This window comes from Paenibacillus sp. PK4536 (assembly GCF_028594455.2).
Taxonomy (GTDB): domain Bacteria; phylum Bacillota; class Bacilli; order Paenibacillales; family Paenibacillaceae; genus Saccharibacillus; species Saccharibacillus nuruki.
On the sequence record NZ_CP126313.1, the window covers coordinates 3,495,138 to 3,511,789 of the forward strand.

A 16,652-nucleotide genomic window follows, 5' to 3' on the forward strand; every position below is an offset into this window, starting at 1 on the left:
TAACCCATCCTATCTGTAATCTACTTCTTTATACTTACATACTTACTAGACTATAGCTGAATATTTTTGATATGGCAAAATGGATATAATCGGTCGCTTTTCTTTTAACCGCTTACAATTCGGTTAACCACCGAAATCTATGCTATTTAGTATTTAAAAAAAGAGAATATAAAATATAAGTATAATAAAATGTAACTTATTTTGGAGAACATGTTGAAACGCTTGGTATTCTAATCTATAATGATAATCATTATCAATTAAATAAGATAATGAATACATGATTGGATTGGGGAGTGGCTATATTGAACCAAGAACTAGAATTGTATGATGTTACGATTATCGGCGGCGGACCCGCAGGATTATATAGTGCTTTTTATAGTGGTATGAGAGATATGAAGACCAAAATTATCGAATACAATCCGCAATTAGGCGGGAAAATTTTGATTTATCCTGAGAAAATGATTTGGGATGTAGGTGGATTGCCGCCACTAAGTGGAGCCCAATTAATCGAAAACTTGATCCAACAAGCAATGACGTTTGAACCTACTGTAGTGTTAAATCAGAAAATAGCAGATATTGAACGCTTAGAAGATGGCAATTGGTTACTGACTGCGGCAACAGGAGAACAACATTATAGTCAAACGATTATTTTGGCGATGGGACATGGTATTCCAACGATGCGTAAGTTAGAAATTGAAGGTGCAGATCGTTATGAAGTGACCAATCTTCATTATACCGTGCAAGAGCTTAATATATTTGCGGGTAAACACGTAGTCATTTCAGGTGGTGGAGATTCTGCTGTTGATTGGGCAAATGCGTTACAACCTATTGCTGAAAGTCTAACGGTGGTACATCGTCGTCATGAATTTGGTGGACATGAGAAAAGTGTAGCGATGATGAAAGAAACCTGTAAAGAAGTATTAACACCATACGGCTTAACGGCTGTACAAAGTCACAATGGAACTCAGATTGATGAGATTACAATCACACATATGGATACAGGAGAAGTTCGTCAATTGCCTGTGGATGCCGTAATCGTTAATCATGGAATGATCGGTGATCTGAGTCCTCTACTCCATTGGGGGATCGAAGTGAATGAAAATGGCCGCCCCATTATTGATGAGAAACGCCAGACGACACAGCCGGGCATTTTCACAGCAGGCGACTTAATTGAATATACGAATAAACTATACTTAATCGCAGGCACATTTGTAGAAGGGGCTGCTGCTGTGAATAGTGCCAAAAAATACTTAGAACCTGAAGCCTACCAACAAGCTTATGTATCTTCACATAACAAAAAATTTGCAGAAAAAAATAAAATGCTCGAATCTAAAGTATCGGTTCATGCAAGTGTATAGTTGAAAAATGCTCTAGCTAAGCGAAGAAAAGGGAATAAAAACTCACTATTTGTCAAAAGACTGAAGCGAAAGCTTTAGTCTTTTTTGCAGTTAATTGTCCAAGCATATGATGATCCGCAGATAAATCTGATTCCTATAAATTTTATTTTAATTTTAAGTTGTTAAAGCGCTTAAACTTCTGGTATATTATGGATATGAATATAGATCTTATATCTGAGGAGGATACATACTTGTATAACATTCTGATGATAGATGATGACTGGTTAACGACTGAAAAGTTAAGTCAACTGTTATGGCACGCCGGGTTAAATATGTCTCATATTTTCTCAGCACATACATTTGCGCAAGGATTGGATTATATTCGTGAATATGAGATTGATCTATTAATCACAGATATTGAAGTGGCAGGCTTAAATGGAATTGATTATATGCAACAGATTAAAATGATCAAACCGTCGATTGAGATAATAGTTGTCTCTGCAAATAATACATTTGAAAACGCGCAGACAGCTATTCGCTTAGGCGTTAAAAATTATCTGATCAAACCGCTTCATCAAGAACAATTTTTGGATTCGGTACGCGAAGTATTACTGCATTTAAATATTACTAGACCTGCTATTGAAAAAGTGAGTGTACCGCAGTGTAATCATTTTCAAATGAAACGACATACGATGCAAAACCATTTAAAATTAAATCAATTACTTGCTCCACAGCCTCATCTACCGTCAGATGATTCGTTATATCAATCGTTAGGCTTATATGGCCCTTATTATGCAATGCTCAAAATTCGTTATCAGCCACTGACTTCAAGGCAGATAGATCTTACATTAGAAGATCAACATTTGCTCAATTATGCAGTGATGAATATAGCGGTAGAAATCGTGCATGATCAGTGGAATAGTATTACTTTTGAAACGGACGATTGTGAGATCAATATTATTATTCAATGGGATGAAGCTTCTTACAATCAAGGTTGGAATGATAAGATTCGTCAGTTGAATCAATTGGGACAGCTACTCCATACTCATATCGATCAGTATCTTCATATTCCGAATGTGATTGGGATCAGTCAGATTTTGAAAGGGTATTCATTTATTAAGCAGCTCAACGTACAAGCGAACCGAGCGGTACTATGGCATACCAAGTATCCAGATCACTATGTCTTCTATTATGGAAATATACACTGGAAAAGCGATGAACTTGAAGAACACGAATCCAAAAATCCATACAATCTCATCGTATCTCAAGTGAAAGAATATATTGAAAAGTATTACGGGCAAAAAGGATTAACGATTCATGATGTAGCTAAAAAGAATCATGTGAGTCCTAACTATTTGAGCTATTTATTCAAAAAAGATACCGGGTTTAATCTATGGGAGTATGTGATTAAGTTACGTATGGAAGAAAGTCGCAATTTACTGCTTCAAACCGATCTACGCCGTTATGAAGTCGCAGAAAAAGTAGGATATGAATCTCCAGAACATTTTAGTAAAATCTTCAAAAAGTATTACGGAATCAGTCCAAGTGAGTTCAAACAACTTCAAGCTTAGCAAATAATCATAACCAAGTTAACAAGTAAGGATAATTGGCAAAGGCATGTAGACCTGTTATGATTTGTAGTATTGATTAGCAAAATATAACAGGAAGCAGGAATCCATGATGACCTACAGCTATGTTTCTCATTTGGAATGTCCGGTATGTGAAAAAACCTATGATGTCAGTACGATACAACAATTGTGCATATGTGGTTCACCGTTATTGGTGCGTTATGATCTTGATCTCGTTCGTAATGAAGTGAAGCGATCATCTATTCGAGAGCGTAATCATGATCTCTGGCGTTATCATGAATTGTTACCTGTACAGCACGAAGATCATGTGATCACATTAGGGGAAGGAATGACTCCTTTATTACCTATGCATGAATTGGGTCAATCGTATGGATTGAATCATTTATATATGAAAGATGAAAGTCTGATTCCGACAGGAAGCTTCAAAGCTAGAGGAGCCGCTGTCGGTATCTCCAAAGCTAAGGAATTAGGCGTACAGCACTTTGCGATGCCAACCAATGGTAATGCAGGAGCTGCATGGGCGCTGTATGCTGCTCGGGCAGGCATCAAAGCGACGATAGTGATGCCTCAAGATGCACCATCTATTACTCGAACAGAAGTGGCTTTATCAGGTGCAGAATTGTATCTAGTGAATGGGTTGATTAGTGATGCGGGTAAAATGGTCGCTGAAAAAGTAACACATGATCATATTTACGATGCTTCTACGCTCAAAGAACCTTATCGGATCGAAGGCAAAAAAACGATGGGATTTGAAATTGCAGAGCAATTGGGATGGGCGATGCCCGATGTTATTTTGTATCCAACTGGTGGCGGTGTAGGGTTGATCGGTATTTACAAAGCGTTGCAAGAGCTGAAAGAGATCGGTTGGTTAGCAGGGAAGTTTCCACGCTTAGTCGCTGTTCAAGCCGAAGGATGTGCTCCTATTGTAAAAGCGTGGGAAGAGAAGAAAGAGCGCTCTGAATTCTGGGAGCAATCGACCACCGTTGCTTTTGGTATTAATGTTCCCAAAGCACTTGGAGATTTTCTAGTATTGCGTGCGTTATATGAGACAGACGGTATGGCGATAGCCATCTCCGATCAAGAGCTATTGGAAGAGCAAAAACATATTGCTGAACGTGAAGGTACATTTGTTTGTCCAGAAGGAGCAGCCACTTTTGCAGCAGCGAAGCGATTGGCTGCTGAGGGCTGGATAGGAAGCGATGAATCGGTGGTTGTTTTAAATACAGGTGCAGGTATTAAATATCCGGATACAGCACAGATTGAAGTTCCTTTATTAGAAATTGGCGAATCTATTATATAAGTCATGAAAGGTAATGCGCAACACTGGATACTATAATAAATGTACTTCTCTAACTGGAAAAATGTTACAATCTCTTTATACAGAATCACTTTTGTTTTTGGTAGACCATCCAATCGAAAAGGGGATACATCACAATGAATCCAGGCGAAGGACATCCAACAGACAAAGGCATAGATACCGAATCGTTATGTGAAGAAAGAGCTTTAGAGTTAAAGCAAGCCGGTTATCATTTTGTTGGTAGATATTATAATCATAATAATCCTCACAAAAATCTAACACGGACAGAAGCTCAAGCGATAACGCAAGCAGGACTTTATATTGTAGCAGTCTGGGAAAATGGATATCCCACGTCTGTCTCTTATTTCTCACAAGAAGTAGGAGAAAGTGATGCTACATTAGCTTATAATTATGCCAAACATACTATTGGACAACCTAAAGATTCGACGATTTATTTTGCAGTCGATTTTGATTCGTCGCCCAACGATTTAAGTGAATTTATTCATCATTATTTTCAGAAAGTGATTGATACGTTTAAGACATTAGGTAATGAGTATAAAATTGGCGTGTATGGTTCAGGACTTACTTGTGAATACATCCTCAAAAATTTTCCCGAGATATCCTATACATGGTTAGCCGAATCATCAGGATGGAGCAATTCTAGAACATTTGTACAATGGAATATTAAGCAAGTAGGCAGTGGCACAGAAATCGGCTTTTCGGTCGATTTTAATGAAACACAGGGTGATGGTGGAGGATTTAGATTAGAAGCCTAAGCTCCACTTCTGGCGTAAACATAATGAGTATAAGGATCATCTGATCTCTAATGAAGTCGACTGTATTCAATCCTCAATCCGCTAAATTAAATTATGAAATCTTGTTCTTATCTTAGCCATAGATAGAGCAAGATTTTTTTGTTGTGCTTGACCTTAACGTTACGTCAATGTATATGGTGAAAAAGTAAATCATTACTTCACTATACAGGAGGCAGTACACCTATGCATATCCATATCCGTAACACGACTATTTTGACCATGAATCAGGAGGAAGAACCTTTTATCGGTGATATTGTTATTCATAATGATCAGATTGAACATGTGATTCGTACAGATCGACAATCTATAGAGTCCATAATTCCACCACTTACAGGTGATGATGTTCAAGTTATTGATGGTACAGGGAAAGTCACGATGCCAGGCTTGATTAATGCTCATCAACATACACCGATGAATTTGTTAAAAGGATTTTCAGATGATCTTAAATTAATGGATTGGTTGGAAAAGAAAATGTTTCCCGCAGAAGCTCGAATGACACCAGAAGATATCTACTGGGGGAGTCAATTATCAATGGCGGAAATGATTCGTTCAGGGACAACGACTTTTGCCGATATGTATATGCATATGAATCAGATTGCTCAAGCTGTGGATGAAGTGGGAATGAGAGCATCATTAACCCGTGGATTGGTCTTTCATGATGACGATCAAGGTGTACGTATTCGCGAAGCGATAGAACTGGTCGAAAATTGGCATGGACAAGCGGATGGACGGATTACAACGATGTTCGGCCCTCATGCGCCTTATACATGTCCACCTGAACCTTTGCAAGAAGTAATGCGTTTGGCAAAGCAATATGACTTGCCGATTCATATTCATCTGGCAGAGACCAAAGAAGAAGTGATAACGATGCGTGAACGTTATCAGCAGACACCTACACAATATCTGTATGAGCTAGGATTATTTGAACAATTACATGTGATGCTGGCACACAGTGTTCATTTAACCAAACGAGATATTCAATATCTTAAAGGAATGCGTGGAGGTGTTATTCATAATCCAGTCAGCAATTTGAAATTAGGATGTGGTATTGCTCCGATTACTGAAATGAAGCAACAAGGCATAACCGTAGGATTAGGAACAGATGGAGCAGGAAGTGCCACTACGCTTGATATGTTTCAAGAGATCAAAGCAGCAACATGGCTCCAAAAGTTAGATTATGGTGACCCGACAGTACTACCTGCCTATCAGTCTTTACAGATGGCTACAATTGAAAGTGCCAAGTTACTAGCTATAGATCATGAGACAGGATCATTAGAAGTCGGGAAAAAAGCAGATATGATTCTTATCGATCTGAATCGACCCCATTTGCAACCCGTGCATAATATTGTCTCGCTACTGGCGTATAGCGTAAATGGAGCAGATGTAGATACTACGATTGTAAATGGTAAGATCCTTATGCAAAATCGTCAATTATTAACGTTAGATGAGCAAGAAGTGATGCGTCAGGGCAATAGACGAGCCAAACGAATTGTAGAAGGCATCTAATTTCTAATTGATTTTGAAAGTAAGCACAACCTGATCTAAGCCACTCTATCTAGTCTATAGATAAAGTGGCTTTTTTTACATTAATTTTACACTAAGTTGATAAAAGAAGGTGATTACTTTAAAATATTAGGCTGGGATGTAAAGGAGGAACAGCAATTGAATTTTTCGCAAGTAGACTATGAAGCTTTTTGCTGGATTAATGATGGAGCAGAAGTATTTTCATTTATCAATCCATTGATGTTGTTTTTATCAAAGTATGCGGTAGTGTTTTTTGTGATTGGAGCATTGATTTATTGGTTTACACGGGCACATGCTAATCGCCGAATGATCACTCAAGCACTATTATCTGCGATGATCGGATTTACGATGAGTTGGATATTAGGCAAATTATTTTATCGCGATCGACCCTTTGTTAGTCATGAAGTGTTCCAATTGGTACATCATGAAGCAAATGCTTCTTTTCCTAGTAATCATGCTTTAGGTGCATTTGTGATTGCGATGACGATCTGGTTATTCCGTCGCCGTGATGGTTGGATCTGGTTAGTTCTGGCTTCAGGAATTGCGATTGCTAGAGTATGGACAGGTGTGCATTATCCTACAGATGTTCTTGCTGGAGCTTTACTAGGAGTGTTGATTGCGGTTGTAGTGCATAGAGTATTTACACGAATATCACTCGCCAAAAGCTTAATGGAATTAGGAATTTATCATTATGAACAAGTTGAAAGCAAAGTGTGGCGCAAACCAGGCTATCGCAATCGTTTATAAAAGAATAAAAACAAAAAAATCTGCTTGAGATCATGGTGTCTAGTTTCAGACATTTCTGATCAGAAGCAGATTTTTTGATCTATAATTTAATCTATAAATGACAAATTGTTTTATTTATCGGCTTGAACCATACGCACCAACAAATGAGCTAGCTTGTGACGTTGGTCTTCGTCGCCAACTTTCCACAATTCATATAGCAATTTCTCTTCACGATTACGTGGTTCTTCATGAGCGGCTAGATAATCAGCTACTTTTTGTGCGATTTTCGCTAATTTTTCTTCGCCTAATCCGATAGATTCGCCCAATTGAATACGTTTGCCCAAATAAGATTTGAACGATTCAAAGTTGCTTAAAATATCATCTTTCTGATCATCACTCAAACGATTTAGTGTAGTTTCCACCTGTCCTGTTGCAATTTCGCCGTCTTTTTTCACGATATGTGATTCTTCTGACATTATGAATTCCTCCTCGTTGTTTGTGGTGTACTACGATATATATAACCTTATTCGATTTTTCTAATCTGCTTACGATAAACTTCTTTTGAATCATTACTCTCAGGTATTAGGACAAGGTATTAATTTTGTTAATCACTTTTAACTTTATTGCAACTTTTGAATAGAAATAGTGAAGTATACTGAATATAGAAACAAGCCAATCCGACAAGCACATACAAGATCGAACATGTGTATTCACGTATAATTGGAAAAAAGTTACATGATTCTGTGAGTACTAATTACGGGTAATAAAGGCTACACCCGGTTAACGAGTTACCAACACATAATTGTTGGCGGTCTATTGAGCTGACCGACCATTTTAAGGAGAGATGAAGCGATGTTTAAAACAATGATGGGTATTTTTGGTGCAGGAGCTGCTTCATTGATCCTCTTGACTTCTGGAAGCATGACTCAGACTTCAGGAACGGTCACAGCTGAAGCGGCTACAGTTACACAGAGTGTATATGCAGATACGTATACACCAACAGCGAATGTACCTGCTGACGGTACATACACAGTCTTTATCAACAAGATTGAACGTGATACCAATGCAAGTCATTATGAGCTTACTGTAGATCCAATCAACTGGTATACAGGAGAAGCAGCTAATGTTGAATTTAATAAAGAAAATCCGAATAGTGGGATAGACGGAGCACCGGATGGTTATTATATTACGAATGAGGATACAAAAACATATCATTACGCTGTAGCAGCCAATCCTAAAGTATTGATGCAAATTTACGATCATACAGGTCAATGGCAAGATATTGATACCAATTGGGATGAGCCTGTAAGTATTCAGAAGCTGAATGCCATTTTCCAAAAACCTGATCTACTTGATCCTACTTCGTTTCCTTACCATATCACGGTAAAAGATGGACAAGTGACCAAAATCGTACAGCAGTTTATTCCTTAATACGCTGTGACATCAAGATAAATCTTCAAGGGACTGTTGTACTGGCGCAATTATAGACCAGTGAAGCAGTCCCTTTTCTATACCTAGCCAAATCACATAAATTTTGCGGAGCCGTATCAATCTGGTATGATCTTTATATACGCTTTAATGCTGAATAGGTGATCGTTTGCAACTTTTGCCACAGTTATGCGTTACACTACTTGAGGAGGTGCATTTATGATGCAACGAAATATTCAATTACTACTGAAACGGACTCCATTTGCATTAATCTTGTTAGTCGGCATTCTAATGTTGGCAGCATGTGGCAATAAGGAGCAACCAGCAACAGCTCCTGCTGAAAATGGTAGCACTGGAACAACAGACACGAACACAAGTACAGAGGTAACACCACCGGCTACAGGGACTACAGATGACTCTTCATCTGAAAGTGTAGAAGACAACAATGAGGCTACAGATGACAATACAACTGGAACGACTGAGGAAAGCGTAGAAGCAGATGATAACAATGAATCTACAGATACGACAACCCATTCCACTGAAGCTGAAACGAAAAGTGCTACAGGTACATTTACAGGACTTGCAGACGAACATTCTGCTGAGATTATGGTAGATGGTCAACCTATGGTATTCCAATTGAGCGATGAAGCTCAAACTGTTGCAGGAAGCTTGAAAGAAGAAGCAAAAGTTAGCTTCCAGTATACAGAAAAAGCTATTCCTGGTGACGATACAATCAAATCTATGACAATCACTAAGCTACAAGAAGCTAAATAAGAGAGTCACATCGATACCACAGTATAAAAAAAGCTCCGAACCCGCCATATGGTGAGTTCGGAGCTTTTTTTGTACAATGCATTTCAAAAGTAACTTTATAAAAAACATCTACTATTATACAGGTTCTGCTTGTTCAGGACGGCGCGATACCAGTCGAACCAGATCAAGGGTAAGGATAGGGAGCGCCATACCTGCTGGATAAGCTAAGTATCTCGCTTGCCATTCCGGTGAGAATTTTTCTTTATAACGACGTAATCCTTCAAATCCATACCAATGTCCACCATACTGGAAGACCAGACGCGCTAGTTTTTCTTCACGGTGTGCATTTTGGTTTTCACCTACACTCGAAAGTGGAGACATGCCTAGATTGAAATACGAATATCCTTGTTCTTTGGCCCATTCGATCAAGCGTACAAATAATACATCCATGGTACCGTTCGGTGTATCGTTCAAATGACGCATCAGATCAATAGAGATCACTTTATTCTGATCGTAAGCAGGAGCCAGTGTTGCAAAAGCTAGAATCTGACCTTCAGCATTACGCAATAGAGCCAAAGGAGAACGCTGGATATACGGTTCATTGAACCATCCTAAAGAATACGCTTTTTCTTTACGATCGCCTAACCATTCATTAGAAATCTGACGTAGTTCTGCTAACAGATCAGCATGATAGGGAGGAGACAGTACTTCGAATGTCTGTCCTTCACGATCTGATTTGTTTTTGGCGGTTCGTAAGTTTTGATTGCTTTTCCCTGTTAACGTAAAGGTCGCTAATGGAACAAGTGCTTCTTCGCCAAGCTTGAAGAAGTTATACCCATTTTCATGATAGATCGAAAGATATTCAGGAGCTGCCTGATAAAAGACCACTGTTAATGCATAATGATCGGCATAACTCTGAAATTCTTGAATGGCTGCGCCGACCAGACTTTTATTACCAATCGGATCACCAAGCACAATTAATTTATCACGCACACGGGAGTACGGAATGAGAATTTGATCATTTTGCGCCCAGTAGAAGTTTTTATCACCAAGATAGAGTAGATGTGTCAGTAAATTCCCATCTTCTTTAGCAATAAAGTCAGTGAATTTCTCAATCTGAGCTTCGTCTGGACGAACGCCGGTGTACCGATGCGGACGAAGGGTAAAAATCGATGCGATCAGAATCAAAGCACCAATAAATCCAATCACCGCGGTTACCGCATATTCATGTGGATCTAAAAACCAGTGTTGAGCACGTAACGGTAAATGACGCAAAATAGCAGGATGAATATGAGTTCCAATCACGTAATATGATAATGCTGAGATGAAAGCAAGGAATGCCCATATCCAGATACTGCGTGCAGACATACTTGTACTTTCACGGTTAAAGCGGGCACGTGACACCCATAGCACCAAAGCTACAATTAGCAAAATAATTGCTTCTTCGTAATCGAATCCTTTGGCAAATGTAAAAATAGCTCCGGTTAACAATAACGCCCCTGTTAACAAGTAAGCACGCCGGATACGAAGTGAAATTCCTCTAGAAACAATAATAAGCATAATACCGATGATAACGGATAATTGTTCTGAGAAACGCATAAGCGGTAAAGATAACAAATGTTCCATAAAACGCAAACGGTCGATCAGACCCGGTGTTGCCGCAGATAATAGTAATATTACACCACTGGCAAAGACTAATTTGCCTAATGCCCATGCACCTAGATCGCTAAGCAATCCGAACTGAGAAGGCCATCCCCAGAATTTAACCCATGTGTTACGAGAAGCATCGAGACTGGTTGTCAGCATTTCACGCATTTGCTTACTGCTCGGGCTCATTTCAAAAGCAGCCAAGACCAGACCGATTAACCATGGAACAACAAAATAGAAAATACGGAACAATAACAAAATGGTAAGTGCGCGAGATGGATCAACACCTAATGTGTGTAAGCCAAGTAGTGCAATTAGATCGAATGCTCCGATACCACCTGGAGCCATACTGATAATCCCTGCAATCGCCGCTACAATATAGACACCGAATACAGGAGCAAATGGCAAATGATTCAGGTCATAAAAAGCGAATAGCCAGAACAATGTACCTGCACAAGCCCATTCTAGAACCGAAGAACCGATCGAAGCGGCAATTACTTTCCACGGTAATTTACCCTCGCCTTTGTGAAACCATTTAGCAAATAATGAAGAACGTTGCATCAATAAAAAGAAAGGGAAATACAATGAAACTCCCCATACTCCAAATCGAAGCCATGGATGTTGCTGGAAAATAGGTTCAACCGGGAAAACGCCGATTAATGTCAAACAGCCCAGTAAAGATAATCCAACGAGAACGATAGGGGATAAGAATAAGACTGCTGCACCCATCGTTTTCATAGGTACGCCACTTTTTTTATACAGCAATGTACGTAACCCTACGCCTGTAAGACCTGCGAATCCAATCATATTGTTAAATGTATTGGCAATCCATGCATAGCGGTATGTTGTTTTCCAATTGACATCGAGCTTAAATTGCTTGCGTAGTAAATAATCATAAGTACTCATTGCCGATACAGCGATAAAAGAAGCAATGATTAATTGAATAACGATATGAACAGGCATCATTCGTAATTCATGAATAATTTTGGCTAAGTTAATATTCTGAATCTCATGTCTTCCATATACAAAAATAATGGCCAAAATAGCTACAGGAATCAGTATCCTAATAATTTTAGCGCGGTATAACGCTGTGAATAGTTGTAAAATTTTAAGCTTTCGAAGCGATTCTCTCATTGTCTCGTCGACTCCACCTTTTAGACAGATTGAACTTATTATTTTTTTAGTACAGCATATTTATTCATATAGTATTCTTTGCCAAATGATGTATAGCTTAATATCCCTACCTATCATACTACATCGGTATGTGTAAAACACATTTTGAGATCGTTCTAGCAATCATTTGTATATTTCAACATAAATGGAATAAAAAATCCCTTCTAGTTGAAGTGTAAGGTTCATACAATGATGAACATGTTCTCACTATCTACTACAAGGGCAGAATATAACTATAATAAACAATTCTTTTATGATTTTATTTACACTAATGTAACGAATATGAGAATCAGATCAAGCTTTTCACTCTGAAATATTCCCAGCTTCAGGATCAGGATGATACTTGGTTTGATAATCTTCATAGATGACATCAGTCATCATGCCCATAGAAGCATGGTGCAATTCATGGCAATGTACCATCCACATCCCCGGATTATCCGCACGAAAAGCAATGACATAAGTGTCACCAGGTCGCACATTAATGGTATCTTTCCAGATCGGTGAACCAGATAAAGCTTGTCCGTTTTTGGATAAAACTTCAAAAGAGTGTCCATGTAGATGCATCGGATGATCTTCATTTTTGGACTCATTTATCAGTGTGATTTTAACAGCATCACCGGTTTGGACTTTGAGCTGACTCACTTGTGGGTAAGCTTCTTGATTAATCGTATAGGACATTTTACCATCAATCACACCCATATCCAAATCTAACGTATATTCACGATCAAACACAGACTTCAATCCAAATTCACTTGTTGTCGGTTGACCATAAGTCGTTAGATCAAGAGGCTGTTGATGGTCTGATGGTATAGAATTCATTTGTGCTTGATATGAAGTTATCTTCTTAGTTATTTCTGTTAGCGTACGTTTAGATCCTTTGGGTTCAATCACAATAGGAATACGAACCGATTGTGCAAATGAAGAATCTCCGACCATACCGATCCATTGTATGCCTGTCGTATCCGCTGTAAATTCGATATCATACCGTTCTCCCGGAGCAATCACCAGTAAGCCGTTACTTAGCGTCTGAGGTCGATTGATATCATGTCCATCGGTCGCTGTCACACGATAAGCATCCGAATGAATATATAAAGTCTGTGTCATATTACCAGCATGAACCAAGCGTAAACGTACGCCGTCTCCATGATGAACAACGATAGGCTCTATCGAATCTCCGCTGCGTCCATTTACCGTATAGAGATTATAAGCACCCATATTACTGTTTATAGCTAATGTATTGCTTTCACTCTCAGGAACAGTGGTATGAGGGTCTGACCACTCATCTATTACCAGTGTGTGATCAGAAGAGACGGTATCCTGTTTCTTTTTCACAATAAAGGAGCCATATAATCCTTTACCAATCTGATTCAAGCTATCTTGATGGGAATGGTACCAGTACGTTCCTGCTTGATTGGCCTTGAATGTATAGGTGAAGCTTGCCCCCGGTTGGATCGCATCTTGAGTCATACCAGGTACACCGTCCATTTCATTAGGCAAAACAACACCATGAACATGAAGAGCAATGGGCACTTTTAATTGATTTTTCAAATGAATCGTTACGGTATCGCCTTCGGTAACTTCTAATTGTGGGCCGGGAACCGAATTATTGAATGTCCATACAGGCAAATATTTACCCTTTTCGATTTCCAAATAAGACGTTTGAGCGACTAGATTGATTTGATTATTTTGGATAATAGAAGGTGGTGTAGTTATCTTCGCTGGACGCTCTGTTGTACTGCCTTCTGGAGCAGATGCTGTTGTACCTATATGATCCATCGACATAGAATGCTCTTCATGTTGTGCGTTTAAAGTAGATGAATTCGGTGGAGTAGTCGTTGGTTGTGCTGTAGAACTGCAACCTGCGATAAGAAGAATCATAAGAAGATAAGTCAAGCTTAAAGATGTTTTGGTAGTTTTGGAAGACAAATAGAGCCATAATCGATTCAATGTATATTCTCCTCTACTAATGTAAGATTGTTCTATTCTATTATGCCTTTTTTTAACTTCCATATTTCAAAAAGGAATTGTCATTTTTTTGACGATTGATCTGTGGATAGCAAATAATGGTGGGTGACAAAAATGTTACTTTTTGTTGAATAATGTGTTTAAACGCATTACTTACTGTTTAATAATCATTCACGAGGCTCTGTTGTTAGAAGCTGTTAGAAGCTGTTAGAAGCTTCATTTTGACAATGTATGCAGTTATTTTGCCCAAAAGGAGGATCGATCATCAGTACCACATAGAAGCGAAGAGCCGAATACTTAATGCAAGACCCGATGAATGGATTGAAGAGCACATATGATCTAACCATAACAATAACGGAGGTATACGATTCATGATCAACAAATCTAAAAAAGCTTCACTTCTATTAGCGGCTACGATTTTAGGTACAACAGCAGGTAGTTTTTTGGTAGCGCCAAGCGCTCATGCAGCGATCGAAAGCAATGTCGTTAAAAATGATATTAACTGGGATATGCCTTCTGCTCCAGCAGCACCTTCTGATGTAAATGCTCGTGCAGGTTCTGAACAAGTGGTATTAACGTGGGCACCTGTAGATAATGCCAAAAGTTATGACGTTAGACGTTATAATGTAGTCAATAACACATATGATAGTGTAAAAGCGAATGAAACGACTGTTTTGACAACAGGTGTAACGGATGCAGTGTATATGGATACTTCTGTAACAAACGGTCAAATTTATGGTTATGTAGTTAATGCTGTGTATGGTGATGGACAGGTGAGTCAAATGTCGATGCCTGTGATCGCTACACCAATGGAATTATCCGGAAATGTGAAAGACTCGATCGTGTTGCAATACAAATCAGGAACAACAGCAGGTACAAACAGTAGCGTGATTCAACCTACATTCAACATTATGAATACGAGCGGTACACCTGTGAACTTGAGCGATATTCGTGTTCGTTACTATTTCAATGGTGGAAAAGAATTAACAGCTAAAAACTTCTCCGCAGGTAATATCAGTTTTGGTTCTCGCAATATTGAACCTAACTTTGTTAGCTTAGAGAAAACATACAAACAAGCAGACAGTTACCTTGAATTGCTATTTAATGCTGAAGCGGGAATTATCAGAGCAGGTGACGAAACAGGCCCAATGACTTTTACTATTCAAAAAAATCAAAGTGGCACTTCTCAAGACAATGATTATTCCTACAATAACAGCTCCGAATTAATAGAATGGAATAAAGTAGCTGTATACTATCAAGGTGATCTTGTATGGGGAACAGAACCTGATCTAAATAACTAATATCGTGCTAGTGCAAAAAGTGATCTTTTAAAGATCACTTTTTTTGCTTTACCATATAATAAAATTTCAACTACATACGTGATTGATATTAACTTATACTTGCATAGTTACTTTCTAAATGGTAATATACTTATATAAAATAACTAAAGAAAAGAAAGGGACTTTCCTATGAATACTTCCGTGATTAGTCCAGCACTTCAAATCGGACTTGTTAAGCTTCGTATCAGTCAATTAGAACGTTCATTAACGTATTATACCGAGGTTATTGGACTTAAAATATTACGCCAAGATCATAAAACAGCAGATTTAACTGCCGATGGACATACAGTACTGCTTCAACTAGAAGAAATTGAAAATGCTAAAATTTTACCACGCCAATCGGTGGCGGGTCTGTACCATTTTGCTATTCTGGTTCCTGATCGTACAAGCTTGGGATTAGTTCTTCGTAATCTTGCAGTTCGTAATCAACAGATCGGGCAAGGAGATCACTTAGTAAGCGAAGCTTTATATTTGTATGATCCAGATAACAACGGGATTGAAATTTACGCCGATCGTCCTCGTTCTACATGGCAAAAAGATGAGCGCGGGCAATATATTATGGCAACAGATCCTGTCGATGTTGATGGATTATTAGCATTGGCTGAAGGTAAAGAATGGACAGGGCTTCCAGCAGGTACCATTATTGGGCATGTTCATTTCCATGTACCTACATTAGCAGCGGCTCGTCAATTTTATGTAGATATCTTAGGATTTGAAATTGTCCTTACTGATGATCGTAGTGTGCTGTTTATCTCAGCAGGTGGATACCATCATCATCTTGGTCTGAATGTATGGGCAGGTGTAGGTGCTCCTGTAGCTCCAGCGGATGCAGTAGGCATAAGCTATTATACTTTGAAAATGCCAGATCAAGCTTCAATTCAAGAAGTCGCTCATCGTGCCCGAGCAGCAGGTATTCCTGTTGAAGAAAAAGAAGGACAATTGTGGTTAACCGATCCTTCTCATATTCAAGTTCGTTTTTATAGTGATGCTTCTTAAGTCAACTATGTATTCAATCACAAAATATGAAATTAAGATTATCAATACAAAAAAACCGATGC

The 16,652-nt window shown here is 38.7% G+C and carries 13 protein-coding genes; 10 read left to right on the forward strand and 3 right to left on the reverse strand.

Going from position 1 to position 16,652, the window contains the following annotated elements; genetic code table 11:
• Positions 1 to 302 precede the first annotated feature (302 nt).
• From PO903_RS15665 to PO903_RS15690, 6 genes are all read left to right on the forward strand, one after another.
• Positions 303 to 1,358: an NAD(P)/FAD-dependent oxidoreductase gene (locus PO903_RS15665; RefSeq protein ID WP_273593890.1), complete on the forward strand. Its 1,056-nt coding sequence runs from the start codon at positions 303 to 305 to the stop codon at positions 1,356 to 1,358.
• Positions 1,359 to 1,588: 230 nt separating this feature from the next.
• A complete protein-coding gene (locus tag PO903_RS15670) occupies positions 1,589 to 2,908 on the forward strand; it encodes a response regulator transcription factor (RefSeq protein ID WP_273593891.1) in 1,320 nt (439 codons plus the stop codon).
• Between the two features lie 109 nt (positions 2,909 to 3,017).
• Positions 3,018 to 4,226, forward strand: coding sequence for a threonine synthase (locus PO903_RS15675; protein ID WP_273594662.1), 1,209 nt, complete (start codon positions 3,018 to 3,020; stop codon positions 4,224 to 4,226).
• Positions 4,227 to 4,360: 134 nt separating this feature from the next.
• On the forward strand, positions 4,361 to 4,999 hold the full coding sequence (locus PO903_RS15680; protein ID WP_273593892.1) for a DUF1906 domain-containing protein: 639 nt from the start codon (positions 4,361 to 4,363) through the stop codon (positions 4,997 to 4,999).
• A 222-nt stretch (positions 5,000 to 5,221) separates the two neighbouring features.
• Positions 5,222 to 6,544, forward strand: coding sequence for an amidohydrolase (locus PO903_RS15685; protein WP_273593893.1), 1,323 nt, complete (start codon positions 5,222 to 5,224; stop codon positions 6,542 to 6,544).
• Positions 6,545 to 6,700: 156 nt separating this feature from the next.
• Positions 6,701 to 7,309, forward strand: coding sequence for an undecaprenyl-diphosphatase (locus tag PO903_RS15690; protein ID WP_273593894.1), 609 nt, complete (start codon positions 6,701 to 6,703; stop codon positions 7,307 to 7,309).
• Between the two features lie 110 nt (positions 7,310 to 7,419).
• On the opposite strand, the gene PO903_RS15695 is transcribed toward PO903_RS15690, so the two are convergent.
• Positions 7,420 to 7,764, reverse strand: coding sequence for a DUF3243 domain-containing protein (locus PO903_RS15695; protein ID WP_069328213.1), 345 nt, complete (start codon positions 7,762 to 7,764; stop codon positions 7,420 to 7,422).
• 376 nt (positions 7,765 to 8,140) lie between these two features.
• Here PO903_RS15695 and PO903_RS15700 point away from each other — a divergent pair, with 376 nt between their 5' ends.
• Positions 8,141 to 8,719, forward strand: coding sequence for a hypothetical protein (locus PO903_RS15700; RefSeq protein WP_273593895.1), 579 nt, complete (start codon positions 8,141 to 8,143; stop codon positions 8,717 to 8,719).
• 216 nt (positions 8,720 to 8,935) lie between these two features.
• Complete coding sequence (locus PO903_RS15705; protein ID WP_273593896.1) at positions 8,936 to 9,490, forward strand: LytA/YqiH family protein; 555 nt, start codon at positions 8,936 to 8,938, stop codon at positions 9,488 to 9,490.
• Positions 9,491 to 9,604: 114 nt separating this feature from the next.
• Here PO903_RS15705 and mprF read toward each other — a convergent pair whose 3' ends face one another.
• Together mprF and PO903_RS15715 are read right to left on the reverse strand one after the other, a co-directional pair.
• Positions 9,605 to 12,250 carry a bifunctional lysylphosphatidylglycerol flippase/synthetase MprF gene (gene mprF / locus PO903_RS15710; protein WP_069328216.1) on the reverse strand — a complete coding sequence of 882 codons (2,646 nt, stop codon included), beginning with the start codon at positions 12,248 to 12,250 and terminating at the stop codon, positions 9,605 to 9,607.
• A gap of 342 nt (positions 12,251 to 12,592) precedes the next feature.
• A complete protein-coding gene (locus tag PO903_RS15715; protein ID WP_273593897.1) occupies positions 12,593 to 14,236 on the reverse strand; it encodes a multicopper oxidase family protein in 1,644 nt (547 codons plus the stop codon).
• 389 nt (positions 14,237 to 14,625) lie between these two features.
• Here PO903_RS15715 and PO903_RS15720 point away from each other — a divergent pair, with 389 nt between their 5' ends.
• Both PO903_RS15720 and PO903_RS15725 read left to right on the forward strand, forming a co-directional pair.
• Positions 14,626 to 15,555 carry a cellulose binding domain-containing protein gene (locus PO903_RS15720; protein ID WP_273593898.1) on the forward strand — a complete coding sequence of 310 codons (930 nt, stop codon included), beginning with the start codon at positions 14,626 to 14,628 and terminating at the stop codon, positions 15,553 to 15,555.
• Positions 15,556 to 15,723: 168 nt separating this feature from the next.
• Positions 15,724 to 16,590 (forward strand): VOC family protein, encoded by an 867-nt coding sequence (locus PO903_RS15725; protein ID WP_137224141.1) that lies wholly within the window; start codon positions 15,724 to 15,726, stop codon positions 16,588 to 16,590.
• The last annotated feature ends 62 nt before the right edge of the window (positions 16,591 to 16,652 follow it).